Origin of the sequence: Stieleria neptunia, assembly GCF_007754155.1 — a bacterium.
GTDB classification, from domain to species: domain Bacteria; phylum Planctomycetota; class Planctomycetia; order Pirellulales; family Pirellulaceae; genus Stieleria; species Stieleria neptunia.
In genome coordinates this window covers 7708294-7724496 of record NZ_CP037423.1, presented here as the reverse complement: position 1 = coordinate 7724496, position 16203 = coordinate 7708294, and the positions used below count along the sequence as shown (strand labels likewise).

Annotated in this window: 10 protein-coding genes; 4 read left to right on the top strand and 6 right to left on the bottom strand. The window is 58.1% G+C overall.

The genetic code is table 11. The features are described 5' to 3' along the window. Positions 1-218: 218 nt before the first annotated feature. From Enr13x_RS26825 to Enr13x_RS26815, 3 genes are read left to right on the top strand one after another with little or no spacing between them, the layout of a single operon-like run. A complete protein-coding gene (locus Enr13x_RS26825; RefSeq protein WP_145390001.1) occupies positions 219-1487 on the top strand; it encodes a XylR family transcriptional regulator in 1269 nt (422 codons plus the stop codon). A 2-nt stretch (positions 1488-1489) separates the two neighbouring features. Continuing rightward, on the top strand, positions 1490-3490 hold the full coding sequence (locus Enr13x_RS26820) for a DUF1592 domain-containing protein (protein WP_197455379.1): 2001 nt from the start codon (positions 1490-1492) through the stop codon (positions 3488-3490). Positions 3491-3498: 8 nt separating this feature from the next. Then, positions 3499-5082: a DUF1552 domain-containing protein gene (locus Enr13x_RS26815; protein ID WP_145389999.1), complete on the top strand. Its 1584-nt coding sequence runs from the start codon at positions 3499-3501 to the stop codon at positions 5080-5082. Between the two features lie 231 nt (positions 5083-5313). Here Enr13x_RS26815 and Enr13x_RS26810 read toward each other — a convergent pair whose 3' ends face one another. The 4 genes from Enr13x_RS26810 to Enr13x_RS26795 form a co-directional block, all read right to left on the bottom strand. Continuing rightward, positions 5314-6342, bottom strand: a complete 1029-nt coding sequence (locus tag Enr13x_RS26810; protein ID WP_145389998.1) for a hypothetical protein — start codon at positions 6340-6342, stop codon at positions 5314-5316. 242 nt (positions 6343-6584) lie between these two features. Then, complete coding sequence (locus tag Enr13x_RS26805; RefSeq protein WP_145389997.1) at positions 6585-7511, bottom strand: hypothetical protein; 927 nt, start codon at positions 7509-7511, stop codon at positions 6585-6587. A gap of 191 nt (positions 7512-7702) precedes the next feature. Further along, positions 7703-10438, bottom strand: coding sequence for a serine/threonine-protein kinase (locus tag Enr13x_RS26800; RefSeq protein WP_145389996.1), 2736 nt, complete (start codon positions 10436-10438; stop codon positions 7703-7705). Beyond that, complete coding sequence (locus Enr13x_RS26795; RefSeq protein WP_145389995.1) at positions 10435-11058, bottom strand: RNA polymerase sigma factor; 624 nt, start codon at positions 11056-11058, stop codon at positions 10435-10437. The genes Enr13x_RS26800 and Enr13x_RS26795 overlap by 4 nt, the downstream gene beginning before the upstream one ends. 161 nt (positions 11059-11219) lie before the next feature. Between Enr13x_RS26795 and Enr13x_RS26790 the strand changes: the two genes are divergently transcribed. Next, positions 11220-13574 carry a calcium-binding protein gene (locus Enr13x_RS26790; protein ID WP_145389994.1) on the top strand — a complete coding sequence of 785 codons (2355 nt, stop codon included), beginning with the start codon at positions 11220-11222 and terminating at the stop codon, positions 13572-13574. Positions 13575-13747: 173 nt separating this feature from the next. Here the strand turns inward: Enr13x_RS26790 and Enr13x_RS26785 are convergent, their stop codons facing one another. Together Enr13x_RS26785 and Enr13x_RS26780 are read right to left on the bottom strand one after the other, a co-directional pair. Continuing rightward, positions 13748-14617, bottom strand: coding sequence for a hypothetical protein (locus Enr13x_RS26785; protein WP_145389993.1), 870 nt, complete (start codon positions 14615-14617; stop codon positions 13748-13750). Positions 14618-14816: 199 nt separating this feature from the next. Continuing rightward, complete coding sequence (locus Enr13x_RS26780) at positions 14817-16076, bottom strand: SHD1 domain-containing protein (RefSeq protein WP_145389992.1); 1260 nt, start codon at positions 16074-16076, stop codon at positions 14817-14819. Positions 16077-16203 lie beyond the last annotated feature (127 nt).

Below are 16203 nucleotides of genomic sequence, written 5' to 3'. Positions count from 1 at the left end.
CAGCTCCTGGGTGGAGGCACTTAAAGAATTGTTCCCAAGCCTGTCGAGGCGGGTTCCTTGAGGAATAGGCGGAAAAACCGAGCGTTTATCGCTTTGTCGGCGTACAAAACGATTGCATCGGGGCCTGGATTGAGAGATATTCCACGGGTAAAGGATCTGCCCGGGCCAGGAATCCCCGTCCGTTTTGCAACTCTGATTCACCGAAATCCGGCTCCGCAATGCCCGTCCCGCCTTCCAACGCCGCCTCAAACGGCCTCCCCAAGCACGGGGCTTCTCAAGCCGTCAAGGTAGCGGGCAGCGGCCACGCACGCCCCAAGGTGTTGTTGTTGGTCGAAACGACGATGGCGTTCGGACGCAGCGTGTTGGAAGGGATCAGCCGTTACCGGATCGAACGACAACCCTGGTCGGTGCAACTGGACTTGCGTGAGCTGATGGCCGGACCGCCGGCCTGGTTTCGGTCCTGGGATGGCGACGGCATCATCACCCGTGACACGACGCCCGAGATGATCGAGATCATCCGCGAGACCGGGATTCCGACGGTCAATCTGGGCGACATTCGAGACGACCAAACCCTGCCTTCGGTGATCAACGATCATGAAGCGATCGGCCGACTCGCCGCATCGCATCTGGCCGACAAGGGCATCGAACATTTCGCGTTTGCGGGATTCAGCGACCACCATTGGTCGTCCCAGCGGCTGACCGGATTCCTCGCCGGACTTGCCGAACGTGGCGTCGAGGATCCGCAGCGCGTGCACGTGCATCAATCCGGTTGGTCATCGGCCAGCCAGGGCGGATGGCAACAGCAGCAAGACCAGATCGTTGCCTGGGTTAAAAGTCTGCCGCGTCCGATCGGCATTCTGGCCTGCAACGACTTTCGCGGACAACACATCCTGGAAGCCTGCCAAACGGCCAAGGTGTCGGTGCCCGATGAGATCGCAGTGCTGGGCGTCGACAACGATCATGTCCTGTGCGATTTCTGTGACCCGCCGCTTTCGAGCATCATTCCGGCGGCCGAACGCATTGGCTATCAAGCGGCGGTGATGCTAGACCAAATGATGCGCGGGCAAACGCCGGATAAGCTGCATGTCCAGATCGCACCGCTGGGGATCGCCGAGCGATTGAGTACCGACGTGATGGCGATCGACGATGAAGACGTGGCCGCGGCGATTCAAATGATTCGTTTCCGGGCCTGCGAAGGATTGACGGTCTCGGACATTTTGGCCGAGGTTCCGATCGCGCGGAGCAGTTTGGAACGTCGCTTTCGTCAATACCTGGGACGTTCACCCCAAGCGGAAATCCGACGCGTCCAGATCAAACGCGCCTGCCAGTTGCTGCGTGACACCGAGCTGAGTCTGGTCAAGATCTCGCGGCTGACCGGTTTCAAGCACGCCGAGTACTTCAGTGTCGTCTTCAAACGCGAAGTCAAGCAGACGCCCGGCCGCTACCGCGACGCCAGCCGTGCGAAAGCGAGAAAACCGTTCGGATGATCATGACGCTATCAACAAAGCGAAGTTCAGCATGCCTGTTCTGCGCCGCCGTCCTCCTCGTTTTTATTCGTCCGGTCCGCGCCGAGACGGTTTACGAGTCGACGATCCGACCGCTGATTCAGAAGTATTGTTTCAGCTGCCACGGCGGCGAGGATGTCAGCGGCGATGTCGATCTGCTCAAGATCCGGACCCAGCAACAAGCGCTCGACCAGTTCGAAGTCTGGGAGTCGGCCACCGAATTGATCCGCGACTCCGTCATGCCACCGGAGGACCAACCGCAGCCGAGTGAAGCGGAAAAGGAGCAGATCCTCCGCTGGTACCAGAACCGATTCGTCGACTCCGTCCAGGCACACCCGGGACACTTTCGTCCCCGCCGGCTTTCGGCACACGAGTATCGTAACACCCTGCACAGCGTGTTCGGGTTTTCATTGGATGTGGCGATCATCGAAGCCGAACAGACGATTTCGGAGAAGTCGTTGGTGATGAAATTGCTGCCGACCGATCCGCCGGGTGCCTCCGGTTTCAAGAACGACACCTCGGGGAACCCGCTGACCACCGTGGTTTGGGATCAATATGCTTATCTGGTCGATTTCGCGATTGAAAAACTGTTCTCAGCCGGCGGTCATCCGCAATTAAACAGGCTGATCGGTTCAGAGACCGACGGGACGCTTTCACACCAGCAGGCGGCAACGCTGCTACGCCGAATCGCACAGGCTGCGTATCGACGCCACATCAGCGACGACGTGATCGCTCGTTCGCTGGCGAATCTCGCCGCCGCGTCATCGAGTGAACTCCAGCGGGTCACCCGTCAGGAATTGAAGACGGTTCTGATGTCACCTCGATTCTTCTATCGGGGATTGATGATGCAGATCCCACGCGACCGGATTGAGCCGGTCGACGCATTCGAGCTGGCCGAACGGATCAGCTATTTCCTGTGGGCCGACATGCCGGATGAAGAACTGATGCGTCTGGCGGCGGCCGGGTCGCTGACAGACCCGTCGGTCCTGGAAGGACAAATCGACTGCATGCTTGCCTCGCCCAAGTCGCGAAGCTTGGCCGAACACCTGGGCGTCGAGTGGTTTTCGTTGGATGAAATCGATCAGGTCTCGAACAATCCTCCGGTCGCCGATGCGTTGAAAAGCCAGCCCATCGATTACCTGCATTATCTGTTCACCGAAGGGCGGCCGGTCTTGGAACTGATTGATTCTGACGTCGCATTCGTCAATGCGCATACGGCGAAGTACTACCCCGGGGATCGTCGACAGTTGGTTGCGTACAAAAAGGGCAAGGGGATTGAGGTCGAGCGGCTGCCGAACCAGAAGATCGACTTGGTGCAGAGTGTCCATCGTGGCGGATTCTTGACGATTCCCGGCGTGTTGGCGATGAACCGAGGTCCGGTCTTGCGCGGGACCTGGATGCTGGAGCGAATCCTCGGCGACGACTTGCCCGAACCGCCAGCGAATGTCGGTCAAGTGCCGAGCAATCGGCGTGGCGAAAACCTGACTTTTCGAGAACGCTTTGAGATCCATCGCAGCAACCCGACGTGTGCGGTGTGTCACGACAAAATCGATCCACTCGGTTTTGCGCTGCAGTACTACGACGATTCCGGGGCGCATTTGCTTGTGGAGAAACCCGGCAACAAACGTCGGAAAAACGAGGCGGCGGTGGATGTGGAACAGATCGATGCGAGCGGGCGACTGCCTTCGGGTGAGAGCTTCACTGACTTCGAGGAATTGAAACAGATTCTCGCCACCAGCCAGAAAGAACCGGTCATCCGAAATGTCGTCGAGCGGTTTTTGGCATACGCCCTGTGTCGCAAACTCGAGTATCATGACCGTCCCACCGTGGATCGGATCCTTGCCAAGCTGCTGCAATCCGACGGAACGTTTCGCGATCTGATCCATGAAGTTTGCACGTGTTTGCCGATGCGTCAGACCTTTATTCGCAGTGATCAAAACAGTGACAGCCGTGCGGCGACGGGCGAAACGACAACCAGCCAGTAGGGATCAACATGAAGTGGCACATCGATCGACGCACGTTTCTTCGCGGGGCCGCGGGCCCACTGTTGCCGTTGCCGTTTCTGAATCTGATGGAATCCTCGGCGTCGGGGGCAATCGACGACGCGCCGCCACTCCGGTTTGTGACGCTGTTCAAGCCCAACGGCGTGCACCCGCCCAGCTGGAACATCAACGGAGGCACCGAGTTTGATTTTCGCATGTCCCCGTTGATGCAGCCGTTTGCCAAGCACAAGGACGACCTGCTGATTCTGGACAACATGGGCGATTTTGGTTTTTCCTCCCACGCCAATTCGACGCGGCGTTTTCTGTGCGGTCATCATCAAAGCACCAAAACTCCGTCGATCGACCAACTGATCGCCGACAAGATCGGCGGCGACACCGCGCACCGATCGTTGGAATTGACCACCGAAGGGCTGTTTCCCAATCAATTCGGATGCAGCTATATCTCATACGATCAAAACGGAGATGCGATCCCGCGTGAGAGCGATCCGCAATTGATTTATGACCGGCTGTTTCAAAACCCGATGTCCAATCCGGCCAAACGTGCCGAAATGACCAGCCTGTTGGATCGCGTCGCCGAGGACGCCCGATCACTGCAACGCCGTGCGGGTCTGGAAGATCGACAAACGCTGGATCAGTACCTGAGCGTCGTTCGCGAAACGGAAAAGCGAATCGCCAATCTGCAGCAAACGAAAAATACGATCCCGATTCCGACGATCGAGCGGCCGCTTGCCCCGGCCAACCTGAACGAACAAGTCGAATCGATGATCGACTTGATCGCCCTGGCGCTCTGGACCGACTCGACGCGGTGCGTCACCTACATGCTCGGCAACAGCAACAGTCGGATGATCTTTGATTTCCTGGGCATCAAAGAACAGCATCACTACCTGTCGCACTTCTTCCGGAACTTTTCACGGTCCAACCTGGACGCGTTGCTAAAGATCAGCCTTTGGCACATGGAAAAATTCGATTACTTGCTCAACAAAATGAAATCTTACAAGGACCACAACGGATCCTTGTTGGATCACAGTCTTGTGTTGTTCGGTTCCGGCATGGGACACAGCGACAACCACACGGTCAAACGGGTGCCGATCATCCTGGCCGGTCAGGGCGGCGGCCGATTGAAGACCGGGCGTTATGTTCGCTATGCCGAAAATCAACAACTCGGTCGGCTTCACCTGGCCTTGTTGCAGAAATTCGGTATCAACATCGATTCGTTCGGGCAATCCAATCAGCCCTTGCCCGGGCTCGACGGATCCGATTACACGCCGTTCCGCGAGCGTTCGTTCGAAAGCTGGGTGCGCTACGAATCGGGAACGATCACGGTCCAGGGGCGATTGAGGCTGTCCGAGGACTTAAACGAAGCCAAGATCTTTTACGTCGACGTCCCGGGCCGATTGCCGGTTCGCGTGGAGATCGAATTCCGTGATTTCCACGATTTTAATTTGGCCTACCACTGCGGGACACCGATCGAGCTGACCGGCGACGGAACGCAGCGCAATGGCCAGCTGGTGATCACCAAGATCAAGGGCTTGCGATCACTGTTCGGAAAAAAGCCGGGGACGCAGAACGGGTGAGGCCCGAGGGCTTGGCGGGGCAATTTCCCCAGACGTCATGGGGGCAATCCGTCGTCCGACGCCGGTGCGCTGCAGTGCAGGACTCAGCGACGAGCAGTCGTTGGTCAAAGTGGTTGAGATCGACTTGCTCGATGGCGTGGCCGACGGAAAGATGGAATGCGGTTACGGTACCATTGGCCTGCAGGGAGCGTTGCCTGCCACTTTTCCGCCGTGCGAATCGATGCATCGGGATCAGTTCCATTGGGTTAGCGTGGTGACGTCCTTCATGATGTGAAGAGCTGCAGTGCTGTGCTTGGCCGGTTGCGTCTTCGTTTGCTCTTTCCAGAACTGTTCCAACATCCGTTGGTTGGGAAGGAAGCCTTTGACGGCACAGGAATCGCGACCTCCGATGAACCGGAAGTGTCGTTTCTTTTTGATGATCGGAACACGCCAGATTTGATTGTTCGTGTATGCCCTAACCGTCTCGTGTGTCGTTTTCGGCTCGATCACGACGATTGTGATGTTGGTCACTTCGGGCGTCTGGCCGGCGTTGAGATTCGCTTTCATCTTGCGAAACATGCGGGGCAACTCGGTGGTCGTGAAAATCGAATCGTCCCGCATTCCGTGACGAACGACTGCTGTGATGTGGCCACGTGCGGACGCCCCCAATTGATCGGACGCTTCGCGAAAGTACCGTTCGAAGGCACCTTCTTCCCATACAAATTGCTTGTTGACGTAGCGAGCCGGAGTCGTTGCTTCGAGTTGCCCAAAGACCTCGCGTCCGTATTTCACATTCCACTCTGATACCAGCTTCGCAAGTGCGAGCTCGTTGATTCCGTTCCAGAAAATGCCACCATCGACCGGCGTTGACCCGTCAAAGTCGGCCATCAATAGATCGTAGGCCTGTTGGGCTAGCCTCTCTTTTTTGTCTCCTGCCAGCAATTCATCTTCGTAGCGTTTCGCGATCGTGTTTTTGACTCCGCCACCGACTCCACGCGCATTGACCGTGACGAGTCTGGGCCCGGGCCGATTCGCTCCGCCTCGTCGTGCTCCGGCGAGCGCCATCCACCGGCGGTGAACGGCCTGCATGACTTCCGGGCTCGCGCAAGACGGCTTCATGACGAAATTAGGAAACTTTTCTTTGAATGACGGTTTCTTGATGATCCGATTCAGCCAAGCGTAGTCTTTTTCCCAGATCGCGACCCGCGGGAATTCATTTTCCATCCGAACGTATAATTCAAAGGGGATTCGGCCGCGATAGTTGGAATTGGTATAGGACACCGTGTTTTTCCCGATTCAAGAGTCTTCGTGGAACCGGATCCGATCGTCGTCGCCCCGGCATGCACCGTTTCTTTCCGGGGCGACGCGGAAACCTAACGGCAGCATCCAAAAATCCAGACAAAAAACTCTCCGACCGACGCGTCTGTGCGCGGCGTCTGTGCGATGCGTCTGTGCGCGGCGTCTGTGCGCGGCGTTTGCGGTCGGCTATCGCGACGGGGGCGGCGGAGCGATCGACGACACCGCTAGAACGCGTGACGCAGCTCGAATCGAATGATGTCGCTGTACCACCTGCTGTCGGTCAGCACGGTTCCATAGCCGACGAATAGGCTGTTGGTCGAATCGGAAAACCGGAGGCCGACCTTTAAATTGGTGATCGCGTCATTGATCGCTGATAGCCGTTGCCCCGATGAATTGCTGTGCAGTCCGTCGAACACATGCCATCCGACCAGCTCGGTGACCGAAGTGACATTGACGCTCGAACCTTGATAGGCGTGATAGCCGATCCCTAGCCCGTAACGCAGGACATCACCGCTAAAGTCGCGTGGTTCTCCCGAGCCGTCGATCCCGGATGCCGTCGATCCTCCGATAGGAATCCAGTACCGAAGTTCGGATTCGATCGTTAGCCTGGACGATGCTTTGAAGAGTCCCAACAGCGCCGGTTCCAAACTCACGTGATCCGTACCCAGCCCCGATCGAGCGTCGCCCGTGGGAAAATAGCCACGGAGTTGGGCGGACAGTAGCGATCGATCATCTTTTAAAAGCGCGGTTTTAAAGCCTGCTTGGATATCGTACAGCCCGCCCGTGTTGTCGTTGACGACCGGATCGATCCAGCGGAATGGGACGTCTGTGAACAGCGACAGGTTTTCCAACGGCTGCCATTCCAAGTACGCCGACAGCTCCTGATGATTGTCGATCCCTCGCTCCAGCTCCGGCGCACCCGCCTCGCCATACTGAGCGTAGACGAACTCGGCTCGGTCGGCGAATCGGCTGTCATAACCGGCATCAAATCGAAGTCGAACTTGGTTTCCCAGGACGGCCGAATCGATGTATCCGACGCTGCTGTCACCGACCAAGATTTGCGCGTCCGCATCGGATGCACAAAGCACGCCTACCAACAATGCGACCAGCGAGATCGTCCAGCTTCGTGTCGGTCGTTGGCTTGCTGGCATGTTGGATTTCAACTCAATCAGCCGCGGGCGCGTTGACGTCCGATGTATGGCAAGACAACTGTGGCTAGTGCCTTGCAGCTCAACGGTTGGATGAAGCTGTTGGCGAGTTCCGCTGCCATCACGCGGATTGAAAACAATCGTTAACGCCACCATCGACACGATCGCGCGTGACAATGAACGGATTCTTCCAATTAATTCGATTCCAGCCGATTTTGTACCGTCACCTGAAAGGAGCGGTGCTGCTCCAGGAACGCGGCGAACTCGGGATTCTTGGGCTGCCTCTGGAGCGCGGCCTGCTGGTGATCAATTGCGTCTGCGACGAAGTCCCGAGCGGATTGCCAGTCACCGTTCTGCGAATGTAAAAATCCGATGCCGCCACAAACACGGCCCCAAAGGCTGTGAAACTTGGCTTCGGTCTGGGCGAATTCTGGAAACTCGACCTGCAGTTGTTCGAGCTGCGATTCGGCACGCCGGAATTCGGTCATCGATGCAGGTGACTCGCCCATCATTGCGAGTATCCCCGCCAAACTGTTTCGCGCATTGGCGGCTTCGTATAAGTAGATCGGGATACCGGGAAAGTCTTCGGTCAGCCGATCAAAGCGTTTCGCCGCGCTGCCTGCATGATCGCGTGCCGACTGTTTTTCGTCGGGCACGTTCAAAAGCAAAAAATTTCCAAGGTCAACTTCTGCCACGGCCAAACGAAAACGGTGATCTCGATCATCCGGTTCGAGGTCAACGCTTTGTCGCAACGTTCGCAGCGCGGTTTCATACTGCTGGCGCGCTTCGCCGGCACGTTCAGGAAGCCTTCGTAACAACACGCCAAGGTTGATTTGCGAGCGTGCCAGGTCGGCCAGGACATCCGAAAGCTCGGTCGCGGGCAGAGTTTTACTTCGCGAGAGTTCGTCAAGAATTTCGATTCCGATCTGCAAGTGGTCCTCGGCGAGTGGATAGTCGCCTGTTTCGGTCAGCAACAGTCCCAGGTTGTTCAGCGTCCGACTTTGTTCCCTCGCGTAAATCGCCTTGTCGGGGAAGGCTTCGCGCAACGCGCGTTGTGCCGTCAACGCATCGTCAAAATGTCGTCGTGCCGGCACCGGCTCGGTCTTCCGAAGCGCTTCACCGAGCATCGTATGGGCTCGCGACCAAGAGAGCTGCAACTGCGGGTCATCAGGGGTTTGTTTGCGAAGTTGGTCAAACAACTCGATCGCATCACGATGGGCGACCTTGGCTTGCTCGACTTCGCCCAGCAAATCGTGCAAGATGGCGATGCGATAGCGAGTGCGTGCGTAGGCGGCCAGCAATTCGGGACTGCTCGGTCGCGATTTGGACAACCGGGTGTACAGCATCAACGCTCGATTCAGTAGATCACGCCTAGCCTGCTGCATCTGGGGGACGTGTTCAAGTGATTCGCCGGCGTAGTCGGTCACCATGTCATGGATCACGTCCAGAGAGACCGTGAAGAATTCTTCGGCCTCCTGTCGGGCTTCGCGTTCACGATTGACCAATCGTTGCAACTGGATTGCCGATAGCATTGAGACGACCGCGACCAGCACAAGCAAAACGGCGACTCCGCCAGTCAATCCGGCGACGGCGGGATTGCGACGGCACCAACGCATGAACCGCTCGGTACTGCTGACCGGTCGAGCCTTGATCGGTCTGCCGTCCAGGTAGCATTCCAAATCGGCAGCGAACGCTTCGGCGGTGCGATACCGTTTGGACGGCTCCTTTGCCAATGCCTTGAGCGTGATCGTTTGCAGATCTGCTTCGATCGCCCGGTTCAGTTCGCGCGGTGGCACGGGGTCTTCACCAATGACTTGGCGAAGGGTCTCCAGCGGCGACGCGGCGCGAAAGGGTGGACGACCGGTCAGGGCAAAGTAAAGCGTCGCCCCAAGACTGTAAACGTCGCTGGCGATCGTGCAACGCGAAGCATCCTGGGCTTGTTCGGGTGACATGAACGAAGGCGATCCCATGACTTCGCCCGTGTGCGTGCTGCTGGCGCCGCCTTCGTCAAGCGTTTTGGCCAAGCCGAAATCGGCGACGTAGGGTCGATCACGGCCGACAGCGAGCGTTGTTCCCGTCGCGGCGCCCGTTTGCGGCTGCTCGCGGACCAAGATGTTTTGCGGTTTGATGTCTCGGTGCAGGATTCCCTGTCCGTGGGCGTGATCGACCGCCGAAGCCACTTTGGCGATCAACTCGGCCACACGACGGTTCTCGATCGGACTCTCGCCGACCATCTGTGACAAGCTGCGACCTTCGATGAATTGCATCGAGTAGTACAGCGTCCCTTCGACCTCACCGACTTCGTAGATGGTGACGACGTGTTCGTGATCCAAACGTGCCGCGGCTTTTGCTTCGGCGCGAAAACGTTCTTTCCAGACTTCACGCCGGTCGGCCGGCAACATGGCCAGTTGGTCGGGCCGAATCAGTTTTACCGCAACCATGCGATCGGCGCTTTTCTGGCGGGCTTGGTAAACGATGCCCATTCCGCCGGCACCCACCTGACGCAGCAATTCATAATCACCAAAGTCCTCACGCGGATCATCTGATCGCCTCCGCTGACCCGGCGATTCCGGTTCGCGATTGCCACCGGCGTGGTCAGACTGCGTGGAGGACGCAGATTTGCGGGTGTGCGCCCGATTCTTTGAGCGAGCCTGCGGAGCGGTATCAAATTCGGTTGCCGGGAGATCCAACGTACCTGAACTGGCCTGTCCTGAACTGGCCTGCCCGTCGGTCTTCGGCCAAGCGATGTCTTGCCGAGCCAGCAACGTTTCAATGGCGACGTTCGTTGCGTCATCTGTCTCGGCCAGTGCTTGCAGCCGGTCGCCACAAGTCGGGCAGGATCCGACATGTTCGATCAATGATTGGTCGGTGGAAACCGATGTCTGGTCCAACAGTCGCCGAAACGCTTCGTCAGGCGGGCACGTCATCATCGGCCGCCTTCTGGACGAAGTTCCTCGCGCTCAAGCGTCGCCAATTCCTCTTGCAGCATCTTCTTGATCTTGCTTTTGGCGACCCACACTGCGCCGATCTTCATCTCCAGCCGCTCAGCGACTTCGGCACCCGAGAGACCATCGCGCGTGGTCGCTTCGAAGGCTTGCCATGTATGTGGCTTGACACGTTTTTGAACACGCTCCATTGCTCGTTCGAGCAACTCCTGTCGCCACTCCATTTCCAACTGATCGGCGAAAGCGTCGCCGTCTCCCTGGTTCTCCAGCAAGCCCAGGACTGCGGAGTCGCCCGTGGCGATCGCCTGCCGTCGACGTTTGTCCAGTAAATCACACCAGGCGCGACGGGCAATGGTGCGCAAGAATCCGCGAAAGCTTTGCGATTGGTCGTACTGAAACGTCGACATCTGTTTGCAGAGCGCCAGCAGGACTTCCTGGCCGATGTCCTCGGCGTCTGAGGCCTGGGCACCCCAGCGTCGACACCATGACGCGATCAGGGGCGCGTATCGTGTTTCGAATCGCTGCCACGCGGACTGATCGTCCGCATGGGAATGCAGATGGCCCAGCAAGGTCGGACTGGTTTCAAATTCGCTGTCGTTGGACAAGGCTGCCGAACCTTTGGAAACTTGGGGGCATGAATTGCGGTCGCACGAAAGCTAACAAAAAATCGATGTTTTGACGTTAGGTTTCTCAAATTCGAGAGAAGGACAAGGTGTTTCAACACTCTGTTGCCCCGACCGGCGACCCCATCTCTCGGAGAAAATCGATGAAGCGTGCATCTTCCCACAATACCAACGTAAAACGCCGCCGCCCAGCCAACACACGGCGAAACCGACTCACTCGTTCGATCCAGATTGAATCGCTTGAAGATCGCCGTTTGTTGGCAGTCACCGCAGCCTTGACCGGGGGAGTGCTCTCGATCGTCGGCGACGCAGAATCCAATCAGATCGAAGTCAGCAAGACTCCCGAAGGCGTCATCCAAGTCAATCAAGGCGAAGTCGAGATCGCGGGCGACACGCCAACGACCGACAACACGTCGGCCATCCTGGTGCAGGGGCTCGGCGGAGACGATGAAATCACTGTCAACGATCCGAGTGGTGAACTTCCACAAACCATCTTGGTCGGGGGATCAGGAAATGACGTTCTAGTCGGTGGAGCCGGCAATGATTTCCTGATCGGTGGCGGTGGCAACGACTTCCTCAGCGGTGGCGATGGCGAAGATCGGTTGGCCGGTGGTGCCGGCAACGACACACTGATCGGCGGCAAGGGCAACGACATCAAGCTGGGTGAAGAAGGCAATGACCTGATGGTCTGGAACAACGGTGACGGAAGTGACCTGATGGAAGGCGGCGAAGGCGACGATACCGTGCAAGTCAACGGAGCCGATGCCGCCGGCGATGACTTTTCGATCAACGCCAACGGCGATCGAGTCAATTTCCAACGCAATAACCTGGGGCTGTTTCAACTGGACATCGGATCGACGGAGAACTTGGACGTCAACGGTCAGGGCGGCAATGATGTGATCGCGGGCAGCACCGGCCTGGTCGGTCTCATTCAGTTGGACCTGGATGGTGGTGAAGGGAACGACTTGTTGATCGGCGGCGACGGTGTTGACGTGCTTCGAGGAGGTGCCGGCAACGACACACTGATCGGCGGAAAGGGCAACGACATCAAGCTGGGTGAAGAAGGCAATGACCTGATGGTCTGGAACAACGGCGACGGAAGTGACCTGATGGAAGGCGGCGAAGGCGACGACACCGTGCAAGTCAACGGAGCCGATGCCGCCGGCGATGACTTTTCGATCAATGCCAACGGCGATCGAGTCAATTTCCAACGCAACAACCTAGGGCTGTTTCAGTTGGACATCGGATCGACGGAGAACTTGGACGTCAACGGTCAAGGCGGCAATGATGTGATCGCGGGCAGCACCGGCCTGGTCGGTCTCATTCAGTTGGACCTGGATGGTGGTGAAGGGAACGACTTGTTGATCGGCGGCGACGGTGTTGACGTGCTTCGAGGAGGTGCCGGCAACGACACGTTGATCGGCGGTAAGGGCAACGACATCAAACTGGGTGAAGAAGGCAATGACCTGATGGTCTGGAACAACGGTGACGGAAGTGACCTGATGGAAGGCGGCGAAGGCGACGATACCGTGCAAGTCAACGGGGCCGATGCCGCCGGCGATGACTTTTCGATCAACGCCAACGGCGATCGAGTCAATTTCCAACGCAACAACCTGGGGCTGTTTCAGTTGGACATCGGATCGACGGAGAACTTGGACGTCAACGGTCAGGGCGGCAATGATGTGATCGCGGGCAGCACCGGCCTGGTCGGTCTCATTCAGTTGGACCTGGATGGTGGTGAAGGGAACGACTTGTTGATCGGCGGCGACGGTGTTGACGTGCTTCGAGGAGGTGCCGGCAACGACACACTGATCGGCGGAAAGGGCAACGACATCAAGCTGGGTGAAGAAGGCAATGATCTGATGGTCTGGAACAACGGTGACGGAAGTGACCTGATGGAAGGCGGCGAAGGCGACGACACCGTTCAAGTCAACGGAGCCGATGCCGCCGGCGATGACTTTTCGATCAACGCCAACGGCGATCGAGTCAATTTCCAACGCAACAACCTGGGGCTGTTTCAGTTGGACATCGGATCGACGGAGAACTTGGACGTCAACGGTCAGGGCGGCAATGACCGCGTCTTCGCAGGTGACATGACGGGTGTCGACGATCTGTCGGAGATTGATCTCGACGGCGGCGCGGGCAACGACCGTATCGACGCGCGAAGACTGAATGCGGAAGTCGACCTAATCGCTCAAGGCGGCGATGGCCGTGACATCATTTTCGGTGGGATGGGGAACGATCTGTTGCTGGGTGGCGATGGGAATGACTTCATCCGCGGGTTCGCCGGCGATGACACTATCGACGGTGGGGACGGTCGGGATGTGATCTTTGGTGACCTGGGCAACGATGACCTGAGCGGTGGAGCGGGAAATGATGCCGTGATTGGCGGCCGTGGCGATGATGCACTCGATGGCGGCGATGGGTTTGACTTGTTGGTCGGAGGCTCCGGTAACGACACCGGCATCAACGGCGAGATCAACATCAGCGTGAACTGAGCGACCGCAATAAAAAAATCCCGCTGCCTGGTGGCAGCGGGATTTTTCAGATGGCGTTGGTGAGCGAACTTGCTCTACTCGCGGGGGCGAATCGCTCCCGTCAAGCCGCTATCGTCGACTCGGTCGGCGTTGTGCCACAGGGTCAGTCACAAGCGATGTGGCGGACACCTTTTTTACTTGTCGATCACGCGGTCGCGGGCGGAAACGCCCCAGTACATGAAGTGGGGGCGGTCGCCGACGTAGGGCACCGCCCGTTCACATTCCCAAACCCGACTGCCTTTGTAATCAAGCAGCAGCGGCAGATTGCTCAATTGGGCGGCGGCGAATCGCCACTGGTGCGTGCCGGCCGACTCGGCGGCTTCGATCAACAGAATCAACTCGGGGTCTGTCCCCATCACGAACGCAAACACCGCACCGTCGATGATCCCGTGGCGATCGCTGTGGTAACGATAAATCGGTTGAGCGAGCAGACGGAGCGAACCTTGTCCGTCGCCAAGCCCCGGTGGGATCGTCGCTTCAAATCCACGGGCCAAATGCCGCATCTGCGTCAGACGAAGGTTTGCCGTCCGCGCCGGTGGCGGTGCATCGGGGACCTTTTTCGGATCAACCCCGGGCTGACTGCTGATCCAATCGGGAACCGGTCCCCGTCGACTTTGACGCGGCTCGTGATCGGAGCGAATCGGCGCAAGGGACAGGGAATGAAACTCATGTGACAGACGCCGCTTCGTCGAATCATCCGGGGAGATGACCGACCAGATCGCCCCAACCACTTCGGGCCGCCCGTCACTGGTCCAGACGAACGCGGCCCCATGCGTGTCCCGAACGCGGACCGGGTTGGTGAACGTCAGGATGGGGGATGGAACGAGTTGCAACACCTCGGGGCTGTCGCCTTGCCGGATCATTTCGTACGCGGCGGCTTCCTGATGGTACACATCGACCCAACGTTGCCGTTGATCCTGCGTCGGCACCTCGTCCTGGCCGGACGCGCGCCCCACGATCATGACCAAGGCGAGCAACAGCAAACATTGAAATCGTGGCGACATGGGGACGCTCCGGATCGGCTGGCTGGAAAAGTGAATTCGCCAAAATAGTCGAGGTGTCTATTTTGTAGTCATTGCTCCCGGGCCATGCAACCTTTGCCCTCGATCGCGGTCTTAGAAAGTGGCGTAAGCTTCCAGCTTGCGATTCCGGCGACGCAAGCTGGAAGCCGTCGCCACGTGCCGTCCCGAGGTCGTTACAGAATCATTGCCCGAACGCCGGGTTGCGGGCGGCGGGGCCTGGGGCCAAACCGGGGCCGGCTTGGTTTTGGAACATGGCCGCGGTCATCATCGCTTGAGTCAGCGCGGCGTCGAACTCTTGTTGGGTCGTCGCGTCGAGCATCGGCTGCAGAAACTGGTTGGCCATCCCGGCGATCATCCCGGTCGCTTGTGCCATCTGTTGTTGCGACGCCTTGAGTGTTTCTTGGTTGTTTTCAAATTCCTGGGCTAATCCGCTGGCCATCGTGCCGCCTTTTTCTTTCCAGGTCGCGACGAAGTCTTTCGGCATCCAACGCCCACCATAGGCGACCATTTCAACGACCGTTGTGCCACCGTCTTGTTTGGGTACCGTGATCGTTCCACTCGCATCATCGATCTGATCGACGACGATCTGGCTGGTGAACTGCTCGATCATCCCGGGCGGGGCGGCCTGGACCAAGACGCGCATGTGACCTCCGATCCGAGGCCCGTAGTGATCGACGAAGGTCGTGACCGATTCGTCGACCATCATTTTTGAATCAAACGCGCAGTGGACCAGTTCGTAAATCAGGCCGCTGGCAGGATCGTACAACGGTCGGACCATCTGCATCACTTGCGGCGGCGCCATTTTGACCATTGGCGTGTTCAGGATGAATTGCTTTTTTCGGATCAGGATTTCACAAACTTTGTTGGCCACATCCTGAATCGGTTTTTGCGCGTCGACTTGCATTTCGATACTGGGACGCATCGCCGCACGGACTTCGTCACTGTCCACTTCTTTGCGGACCTCGGCCGGCAGCGCGTACCAGACGACTTCGGGATGCCCCGCCAAGGCTTGTGCGATCACGAAGTCGACGGTTTGTTGCAGCGAACCGTTGTCGGGAAAGGCCGGCATCGGGGGAACGGGGGGAACGGCCGGTGCAAAGTCATCGCGATTGCGAGCGATCGACGGTGTCGTCGATCCGGACGTTGCGTTTGGCGTGGCAGGCTCGGCGACCATGGGGCTGGCAGCGGCCGGTTTCGATTTTGCAGCCTCATAGAGTTGCTTGGCCCGATTCCGGCTGGCGTCACTCAGCCGTTCAATCGGAACGTTTTTGGTCGAACCGTCGGCCAGACGCAAGACGACCGATCGGCCTTCGACGCCGACAAATTCGGCTTCGATTTTGAATTGTCCGGTGTTGTCCGTCCACGTTTCCGCCGAGACCTGATCAGGAGTGGCCAGCGGAAAAAGAAGGAATGCCAGAAGAAAAGACAGGGAAGGTCTCATGGAGAATGCCTGGGATGAGGGTCAGCGGATGGAATGACAAGAGGCCGGGCCCGAGAGGGGAACGATCAGGGCGCCATTATAGGCAACTCCGTTTTCAGGTAGTGCTTTGTCTTCTTTAGATTTTGGG